This window comes from Yimella lutea, assembly GCF_006715095.1.
GTDB lineage: Bacteria > Actinomycetota > Actinomycetes > Actinomycetales > Dermatophilaceae > Yimella > Yimella lutea.
The window spans coordinates 2,807,237-2,827,248 of record NZ_VFMO01000001.1 but is presented as its reverse complement, the minus strand read 5'-3'; the positions used below and the strand labels follow the sequence as shown (position 1 = coordinate 2,827,248).

At 67.6% G+C, this 20,012-nt stretch carries 21 protein-coding genes; 11 read left to right on the top strand and 10 right to left on the bottom strand.

Features of this window, described 5'->3' with window-relative positions:
* Nucleotides 1-442 precede the first annotated feature (442 nt).
* Nucleotides 443-799 carry a hypothetical protein gene (locus tag FB459_RS13655; protein ID WP_141928883.1) on the top strand — a complete coding sequence of 119 codons (357 nt, stop codon included), beginning with the start codon at nucleotides 443-445 and terminating at the stop codon, nucleotides 797-799.
* Nucleotides 800-895: 96 nt separating this feature from the next.
* Nucleotides 896-2,038, top strand: a complete 1,143-nt coding sequence (gene ispG, locus FB459_RS13650) for a flavodoxin-dependent (E)-4-hydroxy-3-methylbut-2-enyl-diphosphate synthase (RefSeq protein WP_211345263.1) — start codon at nucleotides 896-898, stop codon at nucleotides 2,036-2,038.
* A 54-nt stretch (nucleotides 2,039-2,092) separates the two neighbouring features.
* Here the strand turns inward: ispG and FB459_RS13645 are convergent, their stop codons facing one another.
* Together FB459_RS13645 and FB459_RS13635 are read right to left on the bottom strand one after the other, a co-directional pair.
* On the bottom strand, nucleotides 2,093-2,329 hold the full coding sequence (locus tag FB459_RS13645; RefSeq protein ID WP_141928882.1) for a hypothetical protein: 237 nt from the start codon (nucleotides 2,327-2,329) through the stop codon (nucleotides 2,093-2,095).
* 215 nt (nucleotides 2,330-2,544) lie between these two features.
* Entirely contained in the window at nucleotides 2,545-3,111 is a 567-nt protein-coding gene (locus FB459_RS13635) for a DUF402 domain-containing protein (protein ID WP_141928881.1), read from the bottom strand.
* Between the two features lie 73 nt (nucleotides 3,112-3,184).
* Here FB459_RS13635 and FB459_RS13630 point away from each other — a divergent pair, with 73 nt between their 5' ends.
* The 3 genes from FB459_RS13630 to FB459_RS13620 are packed head-to-tail and all read left to right on the top strand — an operon-like array spanning nucleotide 3,185 to nucleotide 5,558.
* Nucleotides 3,185-4,030, top strand: coding sequence for a GNAT family N-acetyltransferase (locus FB459_RS13630; protein WP_246092452.1), 846 nt, complete (start codon nucleotides 3,185-3,187; stop codon nucleotides 4,028-4,030).
* A gap of 18 nt (nucleotides 4,031-4,048) precedes the next feature.
* Nucleotides 4,049-5,140 (top strand): winged helix DNA-binding domain-containing protein, encoded by a 1,092-nt coding sequence (locus FB459_RS13625; protein WP_141928879.1) that lies wholly within the window; start codon nucleotides 4,049-4,051, stop codon nucleotides 5,138-5,140.
* A gap of 34 nt (nucleotides 5,141-5,174) precedes the next feature.
* Nucleotides 5,175-5,558: a DoxX family protein gene (locus FB459_RS13620; protein ID WP_129625589.1), complete on the top strand. Its 384-nt coding sequence runs from the start codon at nucleotides 5,175-5,177 to the stop codon at nucleotides 5,556-5,558.
* On the opposite strand, the gene folP is transcribed toward FB459_RS13620, so the two are convergent.
* From folP to FB459_RS13600, 4 genes are all read right to left on the bottom strand, one after another.
* Nucleotides 5,555-6,496 carry a dihydropteroate synthase gene (gene folP / locus FB459_RS13615; protein ID WP_141928878.1) on the bottom strand — a complete coding sequence of 314 codons (942 nt, stop codon included), beginning with the start codon at nucleotides 6,494-6,496 and terminating at the stop codon, nucleotides 5,555-5,557. The two genes, FB459_RS13620 and folP, sit on opposite strands and share 4 nt — an antisense overlap.
* Before the next feature lie 70 nt (nucleotides 6,497-6,566).
* Complete coding sequence (locus tag FB459_RS17885) at nucleotides 6,567-6,893, bottom strand: ankyrin repeat domain-containing protein (protein ID WP_342771369.1); 327 nt, start codon at nucleotides 6,891-6,893, stop codon at nucleotides 6,567-6,569.
* Nucleotides 6,894-6,949: 56 nt separating this feature from the next.
* Entirely contained in the window at nucleotides 6,950-8,491 is a 1,542-nt protein-coding gene (locus FB459_RS13605) for a catalase (protein WP_141928876.1), read from the bottom strand.
* 54 nt (nucleotides 8,492-8,545) lie between these two features.
* Entirely contained in the window at nucleotides 8,546-8,965 is a 420-nt protein-coding gene (locus FB459_RS13600; RefSeq protein ID WP_141928875.1) for a Fur family transcriptional regulator, read from the bottom strand.
* A gap of 86 nt (nucleotides 8,966-9,051) precedes the next feature.
* On the opposite strand from FB459_RS13600, the gene FB459_RS13595 reads away from it, so the two are divergent.
* The 4 genes from FB459_RS13595 to FB459_RS13580 all read left to right on the top strand — a co-directional run bounded on the left by FB459_RS13595 (nucleotide 9,052) and on the right by FB459_RS13580 (nucleotide 14,067).
* Entirely contained in the window at nucleotides 9,052-10,707 is a 1,656-nt protein-coding gene (locus FB459_RS13595; RefSeq protein WP_141928874.1) for an acyl-CoA dehydrogenase family protein, read from the top strand.
* A 98-nt stretch (nucleotides 10,708-10,805) separates the two neighbouring features.
* Entirely contained in the window at nucleotides 10,806-12,578 is a 1,773-nt protein-coding gene (locus FB459_RS13590) for a proline--tRNA ligase (RefSeq protein ID WP_211345195.1), read from the top strand.
* Nucleotides 12,575-13,279 (top strand): HAD family hydrolase, encoded by a 705-nt coding sequence (locus FB459_RS13585; RefSeq protein ID WP_141928873.1) that lies wholly within the window; start codon nucleotides 12,575-12,577, stop codon nucleotides 13,277-13,279. Before FB459_RS13590 ends, FB459_RS13585 begins: the two co-directional genes overlap by 4 nt.
* Complete coding sequence (locus FB459_RS13580; RefSeq protein WP_141928872.1) at nucleotides 13,279-14,067, top strand: sulfite exporter TauE/SafE family protein; 789 nt, start codon at nucleotides 13,279-13,281, stop codon at nucleotides 14,065-14,067. The genes FB459_RS13585 and FB459_RS13580 overlap by 1 nt, the downstream gene beginning before the upstream one ends.
* On the opposite strand, the gene FB459_RS13575 is transcribed toward FB459_RS13580, so the two are convergent.
* From FB459_RS13575 to FB459_RS13560, 4 genes are all read right to left on the bottom strand, one after another.
* Nucleotides 14,049-14,540, bottom strand: coding sequence for a vitamin K epoxide reductase family protein (locus tag FB459_RS13575; RefSeq protein ID WP_141928871.1), 492 nt, complete (start codon nucleotides 14,538-14,540; stop codon nucleotides 14,049-14,051). The two genes, FB459_RS13580 and FB459_RS13575, sit on opposite strands and share 19 nt — an antisense overlap.
* Nucleotides 14,537-15,412 carry a DUF929 family protein gene (locus tag FB459_RS13570; protein ID WP_141928870.1) on the bottom strand — a complete coding sequence of 292 codons (876 nt, stop codon included), beginning with the start codon at nucleotides 15,410-15,412 and terminating at the stop codon, nucleotides 14,537-14,539. The genes FB459_RS13575 and FB459_RS13570 overlap by 4 nt, the downstream gene beginning before the upstream one ends.
* A 118-nt stretch (nucleotides 15,413-15,530) precedes the next feature.
* Nucleotides 15,531-16,418: an aminoglycoside phosphotransferase family protein gene (locus FB459_RS13565; protein ID WP_141928869.1), complete on the bottom strand. Its 888-nt coding sequence runs from the start codon at nucleotides 16,416-16,418 to the stop codon at nucleotides 15,531-15,533.
* On the bottom strand, nucleotides 16,415-17,428 hold the full coding sequence (locus FB459_RS13560) for a hypothetical protein (protein WP_141928868.1): 1,014 nt from the start codon (nucleotides 17,426-17,428) through the stop codon (nucleotides 16,415-16,417). Before FB459_RS13560 ends, FB459_RS13565 begins: the two co-directional genes overlap by 4 nt.
* 134 nt (nucleotides 17,429-17,562) lie before the next feature.
* Here FB459_RS13560 and FB459_RS13555 point away from each other — a divergent pair, with 134 nt between their 5' ends.
* Together FB459_RS13555 and FB459_RS13550 are read left to right on the top strand one after the other, a co-directional pair.
* Nucleotides 17,563-19,206: a nitrite/sulfite reductase gene (locus FB459_RS13555; RefSeq protein ID WP_240795992.1), complete on the top strand. Its 1,644-nt coding sequence runs from the start codon at nucleotides 17,563-17,565 to the stop codon at nucleotides 19,204-19,206.
* Nucleotides 19,203-19,910, top strand: a complete 708-nt coding sequence (locus tag FB459_RS13550; RefSeq protein WP_141928867.1) for a phosphoadenylyl-sulfate reductase — start codon at nucleotides 19,203-19,205, stop codon at nucleotides 19,908-19,910. The genes FB459_RS13555 and FB459_RS13550 overlap by 4 nt, the downstream gene beginning before the upstream one ends.
* Nucleotides 19,911-20,012 lie beyond the last annotated feature (102 nt).

Here is a 20,012-nt window from a genome sequence, read left to right as displayed (position 1 = left end):
GTTGACAGTGACCTCGCCTCCGCTCATTATCAGTACACAATTTTTGACAACGGGTCGGGGAGTGAGCGATGCGGAGAAGGTTGGGTACGAGTCTAGTTGCGGTGGTGGTTGCAGTCTTGGGTCTGCTGGTTGGCGGGCCCTCGGCGTCCTACGCCTCCGGACCCTCGGTTCACGCGATCCAGTTGGTGGAGCAGGGACCTCAACCTCAGTGGTATCCGTGGGGCTATTACGCGTCGCAGTCGTCGTGTCTGAGCGCTGGAGCGGCCTACCAGGCGGACCCGAACATCATCTCGTACAAGTGTCTCAAGCTTACGAGCGGTGCGAACGCAGGAAAGTGGCAGCTGTGGTTGCAGGAGAAGGGGTAATCGTTACGGGGTGGCTTCTAGGGCCCCGCATCATCTCCTCGTCGCCTGCGGAAACGCGAGGTGAATCGTCAACCGTAATGATTCGCGACTCCCTTGTGGACTTGGCCGATGTCGGCAACGGTGCGGTGCGGCTCACCGGACACCTGGACGAGCAGGGGCTCTTTGTCGAGAGGGTTGACCATCCGGAGACGTCGGCATGGGACGCTCAACCGGGAAAAGGCACCGACTTAGATGTCGCTAGTGCGAGTGCGATGCAGGTGCCCACGGAAGCCGCGAAAGAGATAGAGAGCGTCGGAGTTTCGCCTGCCGAGGATGGATTTGTCGCCGTCGTCCAGTTGCGGCGTCCGGTGCCGGCCGTCGAGCGATGGGCGGCAGACCAGGGACCGACGAAGGTGCGGCTCTACGTGTTCATCCGCGAGTCGGCGGACGCCTGATACACGGATCGCCGGGCCGCGCGGCGCGCGGATTCGGTTCGTGACCAGCGCGGGTTGATAATGGGCGTCATGACCTCTATCCCGATCTCGCTCGGCATGCCTTCCGCCCCGGCCCCGGTGCTCGCGCCGCGTCGCAAGACCCGCCAGATCCAGGTCGGTTCGGTTGGCGTCGGTTCCGATCACACGATCTCGGTGCAGTCGATGACCACGACACCGACCACCGATGTTAACGCGACCCTGCAGCAGATCGCCGAGCTCACGGCCACCGGATGCGACATCGTGCGGGTCGCCTGCCCGAGCCAGGACGACGCCGACGCGCTGCCGATGATCGCGAAGAAGTCGCAGATCCCGGTGATCGCCGACATCCACTTCCAACCGAAGTACGTCTTCGCCGCGATCGACGCCGGCTGCGCGGCGGTGCGCGTCAACCCGGGCAACATCCGGCAGTTCGACGACAAGGTCAAGGAGATCGCCGACGCCGCGAAGGCGGCCGGGGTCTCGATCCGCATCGGCGTCAACGCCGGCTCGCTCGACAAGCGCCTGTTGGAGAAGTACGGCAAGCCCACCCCGGAAGCGCTCGTCGAGTCGGCCGTCTGGGAGGCGTCGCTGTTCGAAGAGCACGACTTCCACGACTTCAAGATCTCGGTCAAGCACAACGACCCGGTCGTGATGGTGAAGGCCTACGAGATGCTCGCCGAGCGGGGCGACTGGCCGCTGCACCTCGGCGTCACCGAGGCGGGCCCGGCCTTCCAGGGCACGATCAAGAGTTCGGTCGCTTTCGGTACGCTGCTGTCCAAGGGCATCGGCGACACCATTCGCGTCTCGCTGTCCGCGCCCCCGGTCGAGGAGGTCAAGGTCGGCAACCAGATCCTGCAGAGCCTGAACCTCAAGCCGCGCAAGCTCGAGATCGTCTCCTGCCCGTCGTGTGGGCGTGCGCAGGTCGACGTCTACACGCTGGCGGACGAGGTCACCGCCGGCCTGGAGGGCCTGACCGTCCCGTTGCGCGTCGCCGTGATGGGTTGCGTCGTCAACGGCCCGGGTGAGGCTCGCGAGGCCGACCTCGGTGTCGCCTCCGGCAACGGCAAGGGTCAGATTTTCGTCAAGGGCGAGGTCATCAAGACCGTTCCGGAGAGCCAGATCGTGGAGACCCTCATCGAAGAAGCGATGCGGATCGCCGAGGAGATGGGCGAACCGATCGACGAGGACGGCGCGGGTGCGCCGACCGTCACGGTGGGCTGACGTACGCCCGACACCGAGAAGGCCGGTCGCTCTCGGGCGACCGGCCTTCGCGTGTCAGCGGGCGATGCGCCGAAGCTGACGAGTCAGCGCCCAACCGCCCAGCAACCCGACCGCGCCGCGAGCAGCGGCATACACGACAACCGTCCTGGGAGTGTCTGCGGGCACCAGGTCGTTCGGCACGATGGTGACCACCGCCTGGAACAGGCCCCAGGCGAACAGGGCGCCGGTGCCGGTGAAGGCGGCGAGCACCGGCACCCAGGCCTTGACCTGGGTACGGCCGGTCGCCAGCACCGCGTCCCGACGGTTCCCCCGATCAGGGTGAGCGGCACGAACAGCAGGATCTGACCGAGCAAGCCATAACCCACCCACATCGGGAAGGTGACCAGCGCCGCCGGAACTGTTCCTCGGCCTGGAAACAGTCAAGGCCTATGTGGCGTCCGCGCTGGCCGAACTCGGTGTGCGCGACCGGACGCAGGCGGTGGTGTTCGCCTACGAATCAGGGTTCGTCAGCCCGGGAGATCGTTGATCCGCTCCAGCCACGCTTCACCGGTGCCGTCGAAGGGCGGCCGGTGATCGCGGACCGCGCCGAAGACCTCGTCCGCCGTACGTCTGGTCGCGGCGACCAGCTCCGGCGGGTAGCTCAATGCGACTGTGTGCGCTTCGAATTCGTCCTCGTCGTCGATGAACACCTCGCCGGTGAAACGCTCGATCACGTCCAGGTCGATGTCGGCGAGAGTCGCCCGGAAACCTTCGCCGGTGCGCGTCCAACTGACCGGCGTGGTGATGTCGACGTAGGTGCGGGACCGCAGTTGTCCGGTCGGGTCGGGTGCGTTGTAGCAGGCGGCCCAGAGCGCCTGGTGGGGCAGGAGTCGCACCGTGTCGGTGCGTGCCGTGACGTCCACGCCGGGCCGTGCGAAGGCGGTGCCTGCGCGCATGCCCAACCAGGTCCCGATCTCGTCCACGCCGAGCAGAAAGTAGTGCTCCTGCCAGTGCTCACGACCGTCGTACTTACGGAAGTCGACGTGGACCGGCGTACCGACCGGCGTGTTGGCGTCTGGCTGATCGGTCGTCATGCGCGCCACGGTATCGGCAAGGCAACATCGGCGTTCGCGCCCGTCGGCGGCGCCGGGCTGGCAGGCTGAGGGGGTGCTTCGTACGTTCCGGCCACCCGCCACGCTTCGGTCCGAGGACCTGGACGCCGCGCTGCGCCTGGCCGCGACCGATCCGGTGGCCAACGTGTTCGTCGCCGCGCGCCTGGCCTCGGGTGGGGAGTACGCGGCCCAGAACGTGATCGCCATGGGCGGCGGCGGCGACGACCTGAGGTCGATGTGCTGGACGTCGGCCAACGTGGTGCCGATCAATCTCGACGAAGGCGAGCTGGACGCCTACGCCGGCAAACTGCGCCGCTACCGGCGACGCAGCAGTTCGGTCTTCGGGCTCGCGTCGCAGGTGCTGCCACTCTGGGACCGGCTCGAGAAACACTGGGGCACACCGCGTTCCGTGCGTGAGCAGCAGCCGCTGATGGCGCTGACCGCTGATGATCTCAACGTTGAGGTGGCCGCCGACCAGCGCGTCCGCCCGGCGACCATGAGCGAACTCGACCTGGTCGTTCCGGCTGCGGCGCACATGTTCACCAGCGAGATCGGTTACCCGCCGTTCTACGGCTCCGATCGCGAGTACCGACGGATGGTCGCCTCGCTGATCCGCCAAGGCCACACCTACGTGATCGTCGAGGGCAAACGCGTCGTCTTCAAGGCGGACGTCGGGTCGCTCGCGCTCGGCGTTGCGCAGATACAGGGCGTGTGGGTCACGCCCGAACTGCGCGGGCACGGCATGGCCGCACCGGCAATGAAAGCCGTGGTGGAACAGGTACTCGGCGAGCACGCGACGACGGCCTCGCTCTACGTGAACGACTTCAACACCTCAGCTGTCCGCACCTACGAACGCGTCGGCTTCCAGCATCGCGACACGTTCGCGACCGTCATCCTCTGACATGACTCGGACGCTCGGATGCCCCGGCGAGTGACGCGTGACTGGGTGCTCCGGCGTCGGCTGGCCACCCAACGGCTGTCCGGCGCAGAGCTTCGAACCGGTTCGGACGCGGTGCGCCTGCTGGTTTGCGTGCAGGCCCAGGACGCTCCACTGACAGCGCACTCACTGGCGATGCGGACGCGTTCGTCCACCTACGACGCCGTGCTGGACGAACAGCGCGCCGGAAGTTGGGTGCGTACGCACATCCTGCGACCGACCTGGCATTTCGTCGCACCCGAGGACCTGCGCTGGATCCAGGCCCTGACCGGGCCGAAGGTCGAGTCGAGTCTCGCCGCTCGCCACCGTGGACTCGGCCTGGACACACGGCGCCTGAGCCGAGCTTCGGAAGCACTCAGCAACCTGCTGGCCGGAGGGAATGCGCTGACCCGCAAAGAGATTCAGCAACACTTCGCACGGAATGGTTTACCAGCGTCCGGCGAACAGATCGGGCACCAACTGCTCGTCGCCGAGGTGCGTTCCGTCATCTGTTCGGGTCCGCCGCGTGGCACCGAACACACGTATCAACTGGTCGAGGACGTCGTCGCGCACGACAAGGAGCTCGATCCGGACGAAGCGGCCCGGCGCCTCGCACAGCGGTTCTATGCCGGACACGGGCCCGCGTCCGAGCGGGACCTGCAGCGTTGGAGCGGTCTGACCCTCACGCAGATCAGGGCGGCCATCGTCGACCTCGGTGAGCGGTTGGCTGCGGTCGAATGCGAGGGGGAGACGCTCCACTTCGACCCGTCGGTCAGTGCTCGCACCACGCGAGCTCAGGACGCCTACCTGTTGTCCACCTTCGACGAGGCGCAACTGACCTACCCCACAACGGGTTTTGTTCGGCGAGGTCCCGACGCGGACCGGACCAGGCAGGTGTCAGAAGCCGGCGGCGGGGTGGTGATCGCCGGACTCGACGATGTCGGCACCTTCAAGCGGAAGGTCGCGCCGAAACACGTGATCGTGTCGGTGACAGCCGATGTTCGGCTCTCATCGCAGGAGCGCACGGCCGTGCACGACGCAGCCGAACGACTGGCAGCCTTCCACCAGCGCGAACTCGAACTGCAATGGTCCTGAAATCGTGGGGGACGCCGGCCGGTACTGTCGGCGAATGAGCGAACTGTCCCGTGGAGCCCGCAGTATCGCGATCGCCTTCACCGCCTCGGGTGTGACCCATCTGGTGCGGCCGCAGGTCTTCGAGCCGATCGTGCCGCGCTTCTTGGGCAACCCGAGGACGCTCGTGCATCTGTCCGGTGTCGCGGAACTCACGTGTGCCGCAGCACTTGTCGTGCCTCGCACTCGGGCAGTCGGAGCTGTCGCGTCTGCGGCGTTGCTGGCGGCGGTCTTTCCCGCCAACGTGAAGATGGCAGCCGATGCTGTATCTGCGGCTCGTCGTCGTCCGAGTCCTACCCGGAACGCGCTGGCTGCCGCGACGATCGCGCGCCTGCCGCTGCAGTGGCCGATGATCCGCTGGGTGTGGTCAGAGCGGCACTAGCGAAGCCGAACCCCTGGGCCACCGGGTGATTCGCCGCGCCGGGCAACGGAAGGCGGGCGATCACCGCGGATCGAAGCCACCATGTCGACCACGCGTCGGGTGGCTCGGACGTCGTGGGCGCGGAACACGGTCGCGCCGAGCCAGGTGGCGACTGCAGTCGCCGCGAGAGTTCCCTCCAAGCGGTCATCAGCGGGAAGATCGAGCGTCTCGCCCACGAAGTCCTTGCGCGAAAGCGCCTGCAGCACAGGGAAACCAAGGGCGACAATCTCAGCAGTGGCACGCAGCACGGCCAACGAATGGTGGGTGGTCTTGCCGAAATCGAGCGTCGGATCGATCAGCACCCGTTCAGGTGCGACGCCTTCGGCGACCGCGCGTTCGGCGCCTTCACGCAAGGTGCGGACGACCGAAGTGACCACGGCAGCGTCCTCCTGCTCCCGTGAGACACCTTCGTCGGCGTACCGGATCGCGACGGGATCGGTGCGCGGCGGGAGACCACCGGTGTGCGAGACCACGTAACCGGCACCGAGTTCGGCTGCGACGCAAACGAGTTCGGGATCGTGTCCGGCCCACGTATCGTTGATCAGATCGACGTTCCCCGCGGCGGCGCGTGCGACGGATGATCGCCAGGTGTCGAGCGAGAGGACGAGATCGGGGTGTCGTTCGCGGGCAGCGCGCAGGAACGGTACGACGCGCTCGATCTCCTCGGCGTCATCCACCCAATCGCCGTCCTGGCCGGCACGCACCCCGCCCACATCCACGATGTCTGCGCCGGCAGCGACGGCGGCGTCCAGGGCGTGCAGGGCTGACTCGAGGCAGGAGTGCCGGTTGCCCGACCAGAACGAGTCCGACGTGCGGTTGACGATCGCCATCACCGCCGGGCGGGACGCGTCGAAGGTGTGGCCGCGCAGGCGCAAGGGGGCGGGGGAGTGGGAAGTCATCGCCGGATCAACCTACCCGGACACAGCGAACGCCCACCCGAAGACCGAGTGGGCGTTCGCTGGCACCGCTTCAGCCGTCCAGCAAGGCCTGTTGACCGAACATCTCGGCCGCCTGGCGGGCGGTCGGGGTGCCGGCGTCGAGGTCGCTGCCGGCCTCGACGAGCAGACGCACGATCTCGCGCTCGCCCTTGAACAACGCGCCGGCCACGACCGACTGGTCACGTCCGTTGCGCAGGTTCGGGTCGGCGCCCGCCGTCAACAACCGGCGGACGGTGTCGGAGTGACCGTGGTACGCCGCGAGCATCAGCAGGGTGTTGCCGTCGCCGTCGACGACGTCGATCGGCAGGCCGTGGTCGACGAACTCCAGGAGTTCGTCACCGCGTCCGGCACGCGCCAGGTCGAGCGCGAGCGCAACGACGCGCTCGCGATCTTCCGGCGTGAGTTCCCGCTGGCTCAGAGCAGGTCTCCGTCGAACTCCGGGCCGTACTCGAGGTCGTCGGTGCCGGCCTTCGGGGCCTCACCGGCGTTGAGCGCGTCGATCGCCGCGCGGACACCGTCACCGTAGGCCTGGTCGGCCTTGGTGCAGTTGCCGATGTGGCGCTCGATGGTCTCGGCCGAGGCACCGCTGATCGCACGGGCGGTGTTCTCGAACAGGCGCTGCTTCTGCGCGTCGGTGAAGCTGCGGAACAGCTGGCCCGGCTGGCTGAAGTAGTCGGCGTCGTCCTGGCGGAAGTCGAACCGGTCGGCGAGCGGGTCGATCTTCAGAGCCGGCTCGCGGAACTGCGGCTGCTCCTCCCACCGGCCGTAGCTGTTCGGGTTGATGCCCGGGGTCGGCTCGGCCGACAGGCGCATCGCACCGTCACGGTGGTAGGAGTTGACCTGCGGCGCACCCTTGGGGGAGTTGACCGGGATCTGGTGGTGGTTGACGCCGAGGCGGTAGCGCTGGGCGTCACCGTAGGAGAACAGACGTCCCTGCAGCATGCGGTCGGGCGAGAAGCCGATGCCGGGCACGACGTTGGCCGGGCTGAACGCGGCCTGCTCGACGTCGGTGTGGTAGTTCTCCGCGTTGCGGTTGAGCTCCCACTCGCCGACCTCGATCAGCGGGTAGTCGGCCTTCGGCCACACCTTGGTGAGGTCGAACGGGTGGTAGGGCACCTTCTCCGCGTCGGCCTCCGGCATGATCTGCACGAACAGCTTCCACTTGGGGAAGTCGCCCTGCTCGATCGCCTCGAACAGGTCGCGCTGGCTCGATTCGCGGTCGGCCGCGACGATCTCACCGGCGGCGGCGTCGGTGAGGTTCTTCAGGCCCTGCTGGCTGCGGTGGTGGAACTTCACCCAGAAGCGCTCACCCTCCTTGTTGTAGAAGGAGTAGGTGTGGCTGCCGAAGCCGTTCATGTGGCGGTAGCCGTCCGGGATGCCGCGGTCGGACATCACGATCGTCACCTGGTGCAGCGCCTCGGGCAGGTTGGTCCAGAAGTCCCAGTTGTTCTCGGCGTTGCGCATGTTGGTCTTCGGGTCGCGCTTGACCGCGTGGTTGAGGTCGGGGAACTTCAGCGCGTCGCGGAAGAAGAACACCGGGGTGTTGTTGCCGACGAGGTCCCAGTTGCCCTGGTCGGTGTAGAACTTCAGCGCGAAGCCGCGGATGTCGCGCTCGGCGTCGGCCGCGCCGCGCTCGCCGGCGACGGTCGAGAAACGGGCGAACATCTCGGTCTTCTTGCCGACCTCGGCGAAGATGCTCGCGCCGGTGTACTTGGTGATGTCGTTGGTCACGGTGAAGGTGCCGTAGGCGCCCGAACCCTTGGCGTGCATACGACGCTCCGGGATGACCTCACGGTCGAAGTGGGCGAGCTTCTCCAGGAACCACACGTCCTGCAGCAGCATCGGGCCGCGGGCGCCCGCGGTGAGGCTGTTCTGGTTCTCCCACACCGGTGCACCGGCGACGGTGGTCAACGGCTTGGTGTTACCGGCGTCCTGCCGGGGTCCTTCGACGGTCATTCCATCTCTCCTTCGTTGCGCAATCTTGTTGCGTCGGTGGATAGCTCGAACGGATCAGGGGTCAAGCGACTTGCACTCGGGGCACAGGCCCCAATAGGTCACCTCGGTCTCGTCGATGGCGAAACCGTGGTCGTCAGGGGCGTCCATGCACGGGCGGATGCCGGTGCCGCACTCGACGTCGGTGATCGTGCCGCAGCGGCGGCAGACCAGGTGGTGGTGGTTGTCGTGTGCCTGCAACTCGTAACGCGCACTCGATCCGGCCGGCTCGAACCGGCGGATGAGTGACGCGCTCTCCAGCGCGTGCAGGACGTCGTAGACGGCCTGTGTCGAGACCGTCCCGATCGCCGCGCGCACCTGTTGTGCGACGGCGTCCGCGCTGGCGTGCGGATGGTCGCGCAGCACCTCGAGCACGGTCACCCGCGGACGGGTGACGCGCAACTGCGCATCGCGCAGCAGCTCGGTCGGGGTGGTCATGACTCGAACCTTTCAAGTTTTCTGGAATGAGTCAAGAATAAGTCCCGAGGCGTGGACGGCGCGGCGGGCAAATTACCCTTCGAAGGGTGAGCACCGATGTCTTCCAGCGCAACCCGATCAACCAGCCGCGCCCGCTCGTCGGGCACAACGCCGTCCGAGGCGATGCCGGTCTCGTCGCCGCGGTGCGCGCCCAGGCGGGCGATCACGCCGACGCGCTACTCGATTCGCTCGACGAACTCGGCCTCGAGGCGGGGTCGGCCGAAACCCGCGAGCACGGGATGCTCGCCAACGAGCACCCGCCCGCGTTGCGCCCGGTCGACCGGTTCGGCACCCGCATCGACGAGGTGGAGTTCCACCCCAGCTGGCACCACATGATGAGTCGCGGCATCGCCCACGGTCTCGGCGCGACGCCGTGGGTGAGCGACGAGCCGCTGCCGCACCTGCGCCGCGCGGCCGGCTACATCGCCTGGACCCCGCTCGAGCCGGGCCACGGGTGCCCGATCACGATGACGTACGCCTCGGTGCCGGCGCTGCGCTCCGACGACGCGCTGGCCAAGGAATGGACCGACCTCCTGGCGTCGACCAGCTACGACTTCGGGCTGCGCGAACCGCACACCAAGCGCGGCCTGCTCGCCGGCATGGGCATGACCGAGAAGCAGGGCGGGTCCGACGTGCGCACCAACGTGACACGCGCCGACCGCCAGGACGACGGGTCGTACCGGCTCACCGGGCACAAGTGGTTCACCTCGGCGCCGATGAACGATCTCTTCCTCGTGCTCGCACAGGCACCCGACGGGTTGAGCTGCTTCGTCGTGCCCCGCATCTGCCCGGACGGCACCCGCAACCCGGTGCACATCGTCCGCCTGAAGGAGAAGCTCGGCAACCGGTCGAACGCGTCCAGCGAGTTGGAGTTCCACGGCGCGTATGCCCAGCGCCTGGGGGACGAAGGCAACGGCGTCCGGACGATCCTCGAGATGGTCGCGGCGACACGGCTCGACTGCGTGCTCGGTTCCGCGGCGTTGATGCGACGGGCGGTCGCGGAGGCGAGTTGGCACGTCTCCCAGCGGGCTGCCTTCGGAGCCACCCTCATCGACCAGCCGGCGATGACCAACGTGATCGCCGATCTCGCGCTGGAGTCGGAGGCCGCGACGCACCTGGCCCTGCGTCTGGCGCGCGCCGTCGAGCAGCCGCACGACGAGCACGAGATGGCGCTACGTCGCATGGCGCTACCGCTGGCGAAGTTCTGGGTCTGCAAGCGCACGCCGACCGTCACCGTCGAGGCGATGGAGTGCCTGGGCGGCAACGGCTACGCCGAAGAGTCGGGCATGCCGCTGCTCGTGCGGGAGTCGCCGCTGAACTCCATCTGGGAAGGCAGCGGCAACGTCAACGCACTGGATCTGCTGCGTGTGCTCGCGAAATCACCGGACGCGGTCGAGGCATGGCGGCGCGAAATGGCTTGTGTGGCAGGGGAGTACGAGGTGCTCGATCGCGCTGTCGACAGCGCGCTTTCTGATCTGCAGGCCGCGTCGTCCGATCTGGTCACCGCTCAGGGCCGTGCCCGTTCGCTCACCGCCCGGCTCGCCGTGCTCCTCCAGGCATCCCTGCTGGTGCAGCACTCCACCGGCGAGGTGGCGGACGCCTTCGTCGCCAGTCGCGTCGCGGGGGAGTGGGACGGCGTGTACGGCACCCTGCCGGCGTCCGCCGACGTCCGCTCGATCGCGCGACGAGCCCTCCCCGCCTGACCGATACTACGGATTCGGCAGAGGCGGGGGACGGATAGGCTGGTGGACGGCCCGAGAGCCACCACGAACAACACCCACGAACATCTGGAGATCCGCCCGTGGCACTGCGCATGTCGACCTTGTTCCTGCGAACCCTGCGCGAGGACCCGGCCGACGCCGAACTGCCGGGCCACAAGCTGCTGGTGCGCGCCGGCTACATCCGCCGCGCGGCCCCCGGCATCTACACCTGGCTGCCGCTGGGTCTGAAGGTGCGCGCCAAGGTCGAGGCGATCATCCGCGAGGAGATGGACGCGATCGGCGCCCAGGAGGTGCAGTTCCCCGCGCTCCTGCCGCGCGAGCCTTACGAGGCGTCGAACCGCTGGACCGAGTACGGCCCGAACCTGTTCCGCCTGAAGGACCGGCGCGACAACGACATGCTGCTGGGTCCGACGCACGAGGAGATGTTCTGCCTCACGGTCAAGGACATGTACTCCTCGTACAAGGACCTGCCGCTGTCGCTCTACCAGATCCAGAACAAGTACCGCGACGAAGCGCGTCCGCGGGCGGGCATCCTGCGTGGTCGTGAATTCATCATGAAGGACTCCTACTCCTTCGACATCAACGAAGCGGGCCTGCAGAAGTCCTACGACGCGCACCGCGACGCGTACACCAAGATTTTCAACCGGCTCGGCTTCGAGTACGTCATCGTGCACGCCGATGCCGGCGCGATGGGTGGCTCGGCGTCCGAGGAGTTCCTTGCGGTCAGCGACCTGGGCGAGGACACCTTCGTCCGGGACGACGCCGGCTACGCTGCGAACGTCGAGGCGGTCGAGGTGCCGCAGGCCCCGGCCGTCGAGGTCACCGCCGGTCCGGCCCACGTCGAGGACACCCCCGACACCCCGACCATCGAGACGCTCGTCGCCGCGCTCAACGCGAACCACCCCCGCGAGGACGGCCGGTCCTGGACCGCCGCTGACACCCTCAAGAACGTGCTGGTCATGCTCGCGCACCCGGACGGCACCCGCGAGCCGTTGGCTGTCGGGTTGCCCGGTGACCGGGAGGTCGACCCGAAGCGGCTGGAGACCAAGGTCGCCCCGGCCGAGATCGAGCCCTTCGAGGAGAGCGACTTCAAGCGCTACCCGATGCTGGCGAAGGGCTACATCGGTCCCGGGGTGCTCGGTGAGGAGAAGGCGAGCGGGATCCGTTACCTGCTCGACCCGAGTGTCGCCGAGGGTTCGGCGTGGGTGACCGGCGCCGACGAGCACGGCAAGCACGTGCTCGACCTGGTGTACGGCCGCGACTTCACCGCCGACGGCACTGTGCAGGCGGCTCAGCTGCGAGAAGGTGACCTCGGCCCGAACGGGCGTGCCCTCACCCTGGCCCGCGGCGTCGAGATGGGTCACATCTTCCAGTTGGGCACCAAGTACGCCGAGGCCCTCGGGCTGAAGGTGCTGGACGAGAACGGCAAGTTGGTCACCGTGACGATGGGGTCGTACGGGGTGGGTGTCACTCGCGCGGTCGGAATGATCGCCGAGGACAACTTGGACGACATCGGTCTGGTCTGGCCCCGCGAGGTCGCGCCGGCCGACGTCCATGTCGTCGCGACCGGCAAGGACGATGCCGTCTTCCTCAAGGCCGCCGAGATCGTGAACGAACTCGAAGCCCAGGGTCTGGAGGTGCTGTACGACGATCGCCTCAAGGTGTCGCCCGGTGTGAAGTTCAAGGACGCCGAACTCATCGGTGTGCCGACGATCCTGGTCTTGGGCAAGGGCTTGGCCGACGGAACGGTCGAACTCAAGGACCGTCGCAGTGGCGAGCGACGTGACGTGCCGGTCGAGGGCGCGGTCACCGAGGTGCTGCGCGAGGTCAAGGGCGAGGTCGCGGGCGCGTGATCCGCGCCGTCATCTTCGACTGGGGCGGCACGCTCACCCCGTGGCACGGCGACATCGACTACGAACGTGAGTGGCTCGGCTACGCGCAGGCGTGGGGTGTGCCCGACCCGCAGGAGATGGTCGGACGCATCGTGACCGCCGGACAGGCAGCGTGGGCGCGTGCCCGTGAGCAACATACGAGCGCGAGCGTCGAGAGCATCCTGCGGGACGCCGGCGTCGACCCCACCGACGCTCGGCACGAGGCCGGACTCGCCGCGCACCTGGCGTTCTGGGACGAGCACACCTACACCGACCCGTTGGTGCGTCCGATGTGGGAACGTCTGCGCGACATGGACATTCGCATCGGGGTGCTGTCGAACACCATCTGGTCGCGAGAGCACCACCGCGGCATCTTCGAACGCGACGGCGTGCTCGACCTGATCGACGGTGACGTCTACTCGTCCGAGATCCCGTGGGCCAAACCGCATCCGGACGCCTTCCGGGCAGCTGCGGACGCCGTAGGTGTCGCTCCCGAACACTGCGCGTACGTCGGTGACCGACCCTTCGAGGACGTGCACGGCAGCAAGCAGGTCGGGATGAAGGCGATCCTGGTGCCGCACAGCGATATCCCGAGGGAGCAGCAGGTGCCGGTCGAGGTCGAGCCGGACGCCGTCGTCCAGACCATCGACGAGGTCGCCGACCACGTCGAGCGGTGGCGTTGATGGACGACATCTCCACCACTGTCTTCATCCTGCTGGTCGTTGCAGCCCTCGCGGCCGGGTGGATCGACTCGGTCGTCGGCGGGGGAGGGCTCGTGCAACTGCCCGCGCTGCTGATCGCCTTCCCGCACGCTGCGCCGGTGCACCTGCTCGCCACCAACAAGATGGCCTCCATCGCCGGCACGACCGTCAGCAGTGTCACCTACTGGCGACGGGTCAGACCCGATCCGAAAACGGCTCTGGCACTGGCGATTCCTGCGTTCGCCGGATCGTTGATCGGTGCGCTGATCGCCTCGCACCTGCCGCGCAGTTCGTTCAACCCGATCATCCTGATCGCGCTCGTCGCAGTGATGATCTACACCGTGGCCAAGCCGGCGTTGGGTCAGACGACGATGCTTCGGCACACCGGCCGCAAGCACACCGTGCTCGCTGCCGGTGCCGGGTTCACGATCGGCATGTACGACGGCGCGCTCGGGCCGGGCACCGGCTCGTTCCTGGTGTTCGCGTTGGTCGGTCTGCTGGGATACGCCTTCCTGGAGGCGTCGGCGAAGGCGAAGATCGCCAACTTCGCCACGAACCTCGCCTCTCTGGTGATCTTCATCCCGCAGGGTGCCGGGTTCTGGAAGCTGGGCCTGGCGATGGCCGCAGCCAACATGACCGGTGGCTACCTCGGTGCGCGGACGGCAGTCGCGAAGGGCGCGAGGTTCGTCCGGTTGGTGTTCGTCGTCGTCGTGAGCGCGTTCATCCTCCGGATCGGCTACGACGTGCTGAGTCAGTTCGATCTGGTCTGAGCGGGCTCAGGAGCCGGTTCGCGCAGGATCTCGCCGAGTACCACGACGATCGCGAGCACGAACGTGATCACGTGAACAGCGGTGCACCACAGGCAGATCGCACCGATCCACATGAACTCGGCCCAGATGAGATAACCCACCATCAGCACGCCGACGGCCAGCGCGGCCAGCCGCGTCAGGTCGGCGGCACGCGGAGCACGACGCCAGACCTGCGGTAGGCACAACACGACCATCGCGACGAAGAAAAGCAGCCCCAGCAGTGACACCGGCAGGCCGAACAGCGACGACCACTTGCTCGTGGTGACCGTCTGGCAGTTGACCGTCGAGGATTCGGCGCAGAACAACGAATCAGAGCCGGTGTAGTGCTCGTAGGTCAGGTACGCCGAGATCAGCAACCCGAGCACGCTGAGTGCGAACGAGGTGGTCGGTACCCAGCCGGGCACCGACCCCCGCGTCGCGCGGACGTCGGTCACTTCACCTCGAGCTTCGCTGCGGCCGCCTTCACTCCCGCGGAGTTGCAGACGTTCGCCGGCTGCTGCCCGGTGAGCGTGCAGATCTGCGCCGAGTAGACATTTGCCGCGCCGACGGCTCCCTTGGAGATCGCGCTGTTCGGGTCGGCCATCTGCTCGGCGATCTCTGTATTGGTCATGCCCGGCAGGCTGCGTCCGTCCCAGGTCGCGCCCTGCGTGGTCGACTTGCCGCCTATCAGAACGAACGGGATGGATCCCCGGTCGTTGTACTTGCTCACCAGGGTCGAGTCGGCGTCCGACATCGTCTGCAGCGGTTCGCCCATCCGGTCCTTGGTCTCCCACCCCTTGAACGCGATGTACTTGCTGGTGTAGGTCGCGTCCTTGAAGGTGACAGTCTGGATGTTCGACATCGCACCCTCGTTCGGGCTGGACACAGCGCCGCCCAGACCGTCCCAGGTGCCGAAGCGCGACAGGGCCGACACCAGCGACCACCGCTCGACCGCACAGAACGGGCAGAACTCGGCACCGACGTACAGGACGCGTGGTTTGTCCCCGACCTTGTCCTGCGGACCGTCGGTCGCACTCGGGACGCCGGTCGCCGCGCCGAACCCGACCTTGTCGTAGGTGGCAGCCGGAATGGTGGTGAGCGTCTTGATGAACTGGGAGTTGCGGGCCTGCTGCTCGGCGGACTCGCTCTCCTTCTTCTTGTTGCCCTGCGACACGAACCACAAGATCGCCACGCCCAGCACCGCAATGGTCACGACACCGGCCACCAGGGCGAGCATCCTGCGTTGCTTGGCCTGCCTGGCTTCAAGTTCCTTGACCTCAGCGAGCCGCTCACGGCCGGTCTTGCCGGGGGTCGAGGGAATGCTCACGGTGTTCCTTCCGACGTGCGTTCGCTCGGGCGGACGTACGTCCCCCCTTGAGCCTCGTGGTCCGAGCCTAATCCGCCGTTCGTCGAACGGGAGAGCGGGACCTACGCAGCGTAGTAGGTCAGTCGGTCATCGCCTTGGCGATCGTGATCATCCGCGTCACCCACTCCTTGGAGTCCGACCCCCACAGGGCGTTCACGATCACCCGGACGAAGGTCCATGCGGCGGCGCGGTCCTCGTCCAGACCGGCCGCCTCGCAGACGACTCCCAGGCGCAGCCGAAGGTGTGACCGGACGTGGTGCGCGGCTGCCGTGACGTCGTCGCGGTTCCAGAGCACCGGCGCCACGGCGAATTCCCATTCGCCGGCGAGCGCCTTGGGGTCGATGGCCAGCCAAGAGGTCCGCCCCGCAGCAAGGACATTCATGAAGTGCAGGTCCTGGTGGATCAGCGAGGCGTCGACATCGTCGTGCTGCAGATCGCGCACCATGGATGCGGCCTGCTCGGTGAAGCGTCGTGGAACGGCTGCAGACCCGTTGCTGCACAACGTGATCCATTGACTGCTCAGGTCGCTGAGTGTGATGAGCTGTGGGAGAGCGGGCCGGTCCAGTCGACGCATCAGGTCGCCGATGACCTCGCATCCCTCGAGCACCGGGACGCTGGTGAGGTCGGTGGGGTCGAGGCGTTCCAACTGCATGGCCCATCGCCGCGGATCGGCGCGCAGCAGCCGCACCGCACCGTCGCCGTCCCAGGCCCGCAGCGCCAGATGTTCGGTAGACGCTTCGAGGTGGGGCCAAGTCACTTTGAGTACGGACTGTTCGCCGGCGCCCGCAACGGGAAGGACGAGTGCGCACTCACCGAACATCGGTTCGCCGTCCACCATCAGCTGCCAGTCGTCGAGCAGGCTGTCGAGCGTCGCGGGCAGGGTGCGCAACCAGGCATCGCCGCCGACGTACGGCTGCGGTTCACGTCCGGCGATCGAAGAAGCGAAGGCTTCCGGGATCAGACTCATTTCAGCCCGAGGAAGGTGGTCGGCGCCGTGCCCCAGGTCCAGGCTGCGGCCGCCAGGTCGCCCCACAGCTCCAGCGTGCGCCGTGCCCCGCCAGGGTCGCGCTCCTCACCGCTGACGCTCGCCGCCGCGACGACGCACGATCCCAGCAGGTGGGCCATCGTCGTCCGGGCGCGGGTCGGGTCGTCCGAGCCCGCGGGCAGCGCGTAACTCAGCTGCTCGGCGGGTGCTCGTGACCCTGCCTCGGAGCCCAGCCGCATCCGCTCGGCGTACAGGAAGGAAAGGAGACCGGCCAGATCGCCGCGCTGCTTCACCTGGGTCTTGGCGATGAGCACCTCGGCGGCGTAGGTGGCTGTGCGCACCGGTCCGAGTACCGTGGCGGCGGACGTGGCGGACAAGCCGGTGATCGCGGGCGAGTCGACCGCTGCGAGCAGACGCGCCCCCATGCGGTGCCCGGCAAGCACCGCCAGGAGTACCGGCCGGTGCTGCGCGCTCGCACGGATCACCGCGCCGAAGCGTCCGGGCTTGATCTCGTCTGCCTCCAGGACTCCGGCGGGGTGGACGGTGATCGTCGAACTGCTCGTGGTCGCCGAACCGGGGGAGGATGTGGGCGCGGGGCGGGTGGTCACCGGCGTGATCGTCGAACTGTTCGTGGTGGTGACACCGGTCGAGGAAGCGACGGGTGATGGTTCGACGGTGATCCCGGCAGACGCCGCGATGCGGGTGAGCTCGTCGGCCTGCTTGCTGTGCAGCGCAGCCAGACGACCGGTCCACGGGGCAGGTTCCTGACCGGACAGCGCGCGGCTGAGCACGCGCAGACGGGCGATGGTCTCCTGCATGACCGCGATGTCGGCGGGTGGGGTCGCCGTCGGTACTCCGGGGATCTGCGGGGCGTCGCGCTCGAGACGAACGCCGCACGCCGCCAAGGGAAGGGCAATGGTCGCGAGGAGTACGGAGCGCCGCGTGGCAAAGACGGTCCGCGAGTCGTCACCTGAGGCTGCGGGACCGGACATGCGCGCCAGTGTCGCACGGCTCGGCTGTGCGCAGTCGCATGCTCGCAGCCGGCGGCGTCTCGCCGTCCGAGATCCCGGCATGCATCATTTGAAGTTTGGGGTCGCCAAATGGGAAGTTATGGAACGTGACAGTCGTGACGACGAAGAACGAGGGGCAGTGGGCGCTCGATCAGCGCGAGCCGCTGAACCACAACGAGCAGTTCAAGGCGCAGGACGACGGCCTGAACGTGCGTCGCCGGATCGAGGAGGTCTACTCCAAGCAGGGGTTCGCCTCGATCCATCCCGACGATCTGCGTGGCCGGATGCGTTGGTGGGGGCTGTACACCCAGCGCCGCCAGGGGATCTCCGGCGGCCGGACGGCGTCGATGGAGCCGGAGGAACTCGACGACGAGTTCTTCATGCTTCGGATCCGCTGCGACGGCGGCGCGCTCAGCACCGAGCAGTTGCGGGTGATCGCGCAGATCTCGACCGAGTTCGGCCGGGATACGGCCGACATCACCGATCGACAGAACATCCAGTTGCACTGGGTGCGGGTCGAGGACGTCCCGGAGATCTGGCGGCGCCTCGAAGCCGTCGGGCTCTCGACCACCGAGGCGTGCGGCGACTGCCCGCGTGTGGTGCTCGGTTCGCCCGTGGCCGGTGTCAGCTCGGCAGAGGTGCTGGATGCAACGCCCGCGATCGACGAGATCAGCCGCCGGTACATCGGTGACCCGACCGTCAGCAACCTGCCGCGCAAGTTCAAGACCGCCATCTCGTGGCTGCCCGACACCGCGCCGGAGATCAACGATGTCTCGTTCGTCGGCGTCGTCCACCCCGAACTCGGTCCTGGCTTCGACCTCCTCGTCGGTGGCGGCCTGTCGACCAACCCCAAGTTGGCGGTCCGCCTCGGCGCCTTCGTCACCCTCGAACAGGTGCCGGACGTCTGGTACGGCGTCGTGCAGTTGTTCCGCGATTACGGCTACCGGCGTCTGCGTCACCGTGCTCGCATCAAGTTCCTGGTCTCCGACTGGGGACCGGAGAAGTTCCGTGACGTGCTGCAGCGGGAGTTTCTCGGATTCGACCTGCCGGACGGTCCGCCGGCGCCGGTCGACGAGACCCCGCTGGATCACATCGGCATCCACAAGCAGGTCGACGGCAACGCCTACATCGGCTTCGCGCCGGTTGTCGGACGCGTGTCCGGCACGATCCTGTCGCAGGTCGCCGACGCCGCCGAGCGGGCCGGCAGTGGACGCGTCCGGCTCACTCCGCACCAGAAACTCCTGGTGCTCGACGTGCCGCCTGAGCAGATCCAGCCGCTCGTGGCCGAGATGAAGACCGTCGGCCTGGAGGCGAATCCGTCGCGCTGGCGTCGTTCGACGATGGCGTGCACCGGTCTGGAGTTCTGCAAGCTGGCGATCGTCGACACCAAGCAGCGCGCGATCGACCTCGTCGCGGAACTGGATGCGCGCCTGGAGCACCTCGACCTCGACGTGCCGATCGCGATCCACCTCAACGGCTGTCCGAACTCGTGCGCCCGCATCCAGACCGCCGACATCGGTCTGAAGGGGCAGATCGTCACCACTGCCGACGGAGAACAGGTCGAGGGATTCCAGGTGCACCTCGGCGGGGGCCTCGGCCTCGACGCCGGGTTCGGCCGCAAGCTGCGCGCACACAAGGTGACCTCCGCCGAACTCGGCGACTACGTCGAGCGCCTTGCCACCAACTTCGCGCAGCAGCGCACCGACGGCGAGCGGTTCGCGGAGTGGGTCGGCCGGGCCGACGAGGAGCACCTGCGATGAGTGACCTCTCGGCGCTCGCAGAAACCGCGTCCCGCGAGCTTGCCGACGCCCCGGCGCAGGAGATCCTGCGCTGGGCGGGTGAGCGGTTCGGGGACGATCTGGTGGTCGCCGCTTCGATGCAGGACACCGTGCTGGTGCACCTCGCCTCGAAGGCCGTCCCCGGCATCCAGGTCGTCTTCCTCGACACCGGCTATCACTTCGCCGAGACGATCCAGACCCGCGACCGCGTCGCCCGCGAGTACGACGTCCGGCTGATCGATGCCAAGCCGCGCCAGACCGTCGCCGAGCAGGACGCCGAGTACAGCCCGCGGTTGCACGACAGCGACCCCGACCTGTGCTGCGCGTTACGAAAGACACATCCGCTCGACGAGGCGCTCGACGGGAAGGCCGCCTGGGCGACAGGTCTGCGGCGCGCGGAGTCGCCGTCGCGGGCCGGGACGCCGGTCGTCTCCTACGACGATCGCCGTGAGCTGCTCAAGCTCGCGCCGCTCGCCGCGTGGACCGACGCGGACGTGGAGCGGTACGTCGCCGAGCACGACGTGATCATGAATCCGCTTCTGTCCCAGGGCTTTCCGTCGATCGGCTGCGCGCCCTGCACGCGCAAGGTGCTTGCCGGCGAGGACGCCCGCGCCGGACGCTGGTCCGGCACCGGGAAGACCGAGTGCGGGATCCACACGTCGCAGGAGACGCTCCGGGCACGCTGACCGTGTGCCCGGACGAGTCGGGATCGAAGACGACCGGCTCGCCGGTCGGACAACCCCGCTTTCGATTGGTGCAGCGGCAGCCGTCCTGATTAGAGTGGTTAA

Coding starts and splice junctions, on each gene's coding strand:
- FB459_RS13580 (WP_141928872.1), top strand. CDS start 13,279: ATGGACGACATCTCCACCACTGTCTTCATCCTGCTGGTCGTTGCAGCC.
- FB459_RS13655 (WP_141928883.1), top strand. CDS start 443: ATGATTCGCGACTCCCTTGTGGACTTGGCCGATGTCGGCAACGGTGCG.
- folP (WP_141928878.1), bottom strand. CDS start 6,496: ATGACTTCCCACTCCCCCGCCCCCTTGCGCCTGCGCGGCCACACCTTC.
- FB459_RS13620 (WP_129625589.1), top strand. CDS start 5,175: ATGAGCGAACTGTCCCGTGGAGCCCGCAGTATCGCGATCGCCTTCACC.
- FB459_RS13635 (WP_141928881.1), bottom strand. CDS start 3,111: ATGACGACCGATCAGCCAGACGCCAACACGCCGGTCGGTACGCCGGTC.
- FB459_RS13600 (WP_141928875.1), bottom strand. CDS start 8,965: ATGACCACCCCGACCGAGCTGCTGCGCGATGCGCAGTTGCGCGTCACC.
- FB459_RS13565 (WP_141928869.1), bottom strand. CDS start 16,418: ATGAGTCTGATCCCGGAAGCCTTCGCTTCTTCGATCGCCGGACGTGAA.
- FB459_RS13605 (WP_141928876.1), bottom strand. CDS start 8,491: ATGACCGTCGAAGGACCCCGGCAGGACGCCGGTAACACCAAGCCGTTG.
- ispG (WP_211345263.1), top strand. CDS start 896: ATGCCTTCCGCCCCGGCCCCGGTGCTCGCGCCGCGTCGCAAGACCCGC.
- FB459_RS13560 (WP_141928868.1), bottom strand. CDS start 17,428: ATGTCCGGTCCCGCAGCCTCAGGTGACGACTCGCGGACCGTCTTTGCC.
- FB459_RS13625 (WP_141928879.1), top strand. CDS start 4,049: ATGCCCCGGCGAGTGACGCGTGACTGGGTGCTCCGGCGTCGGCTGGCC.
- FB459_RS13550 (WP_141928867.1), top strand. CDS start 19,203: ATGAGTGACCTCTCGGCGCTCGCAGAAACCGCGTCCCGCGAGCTTGCC.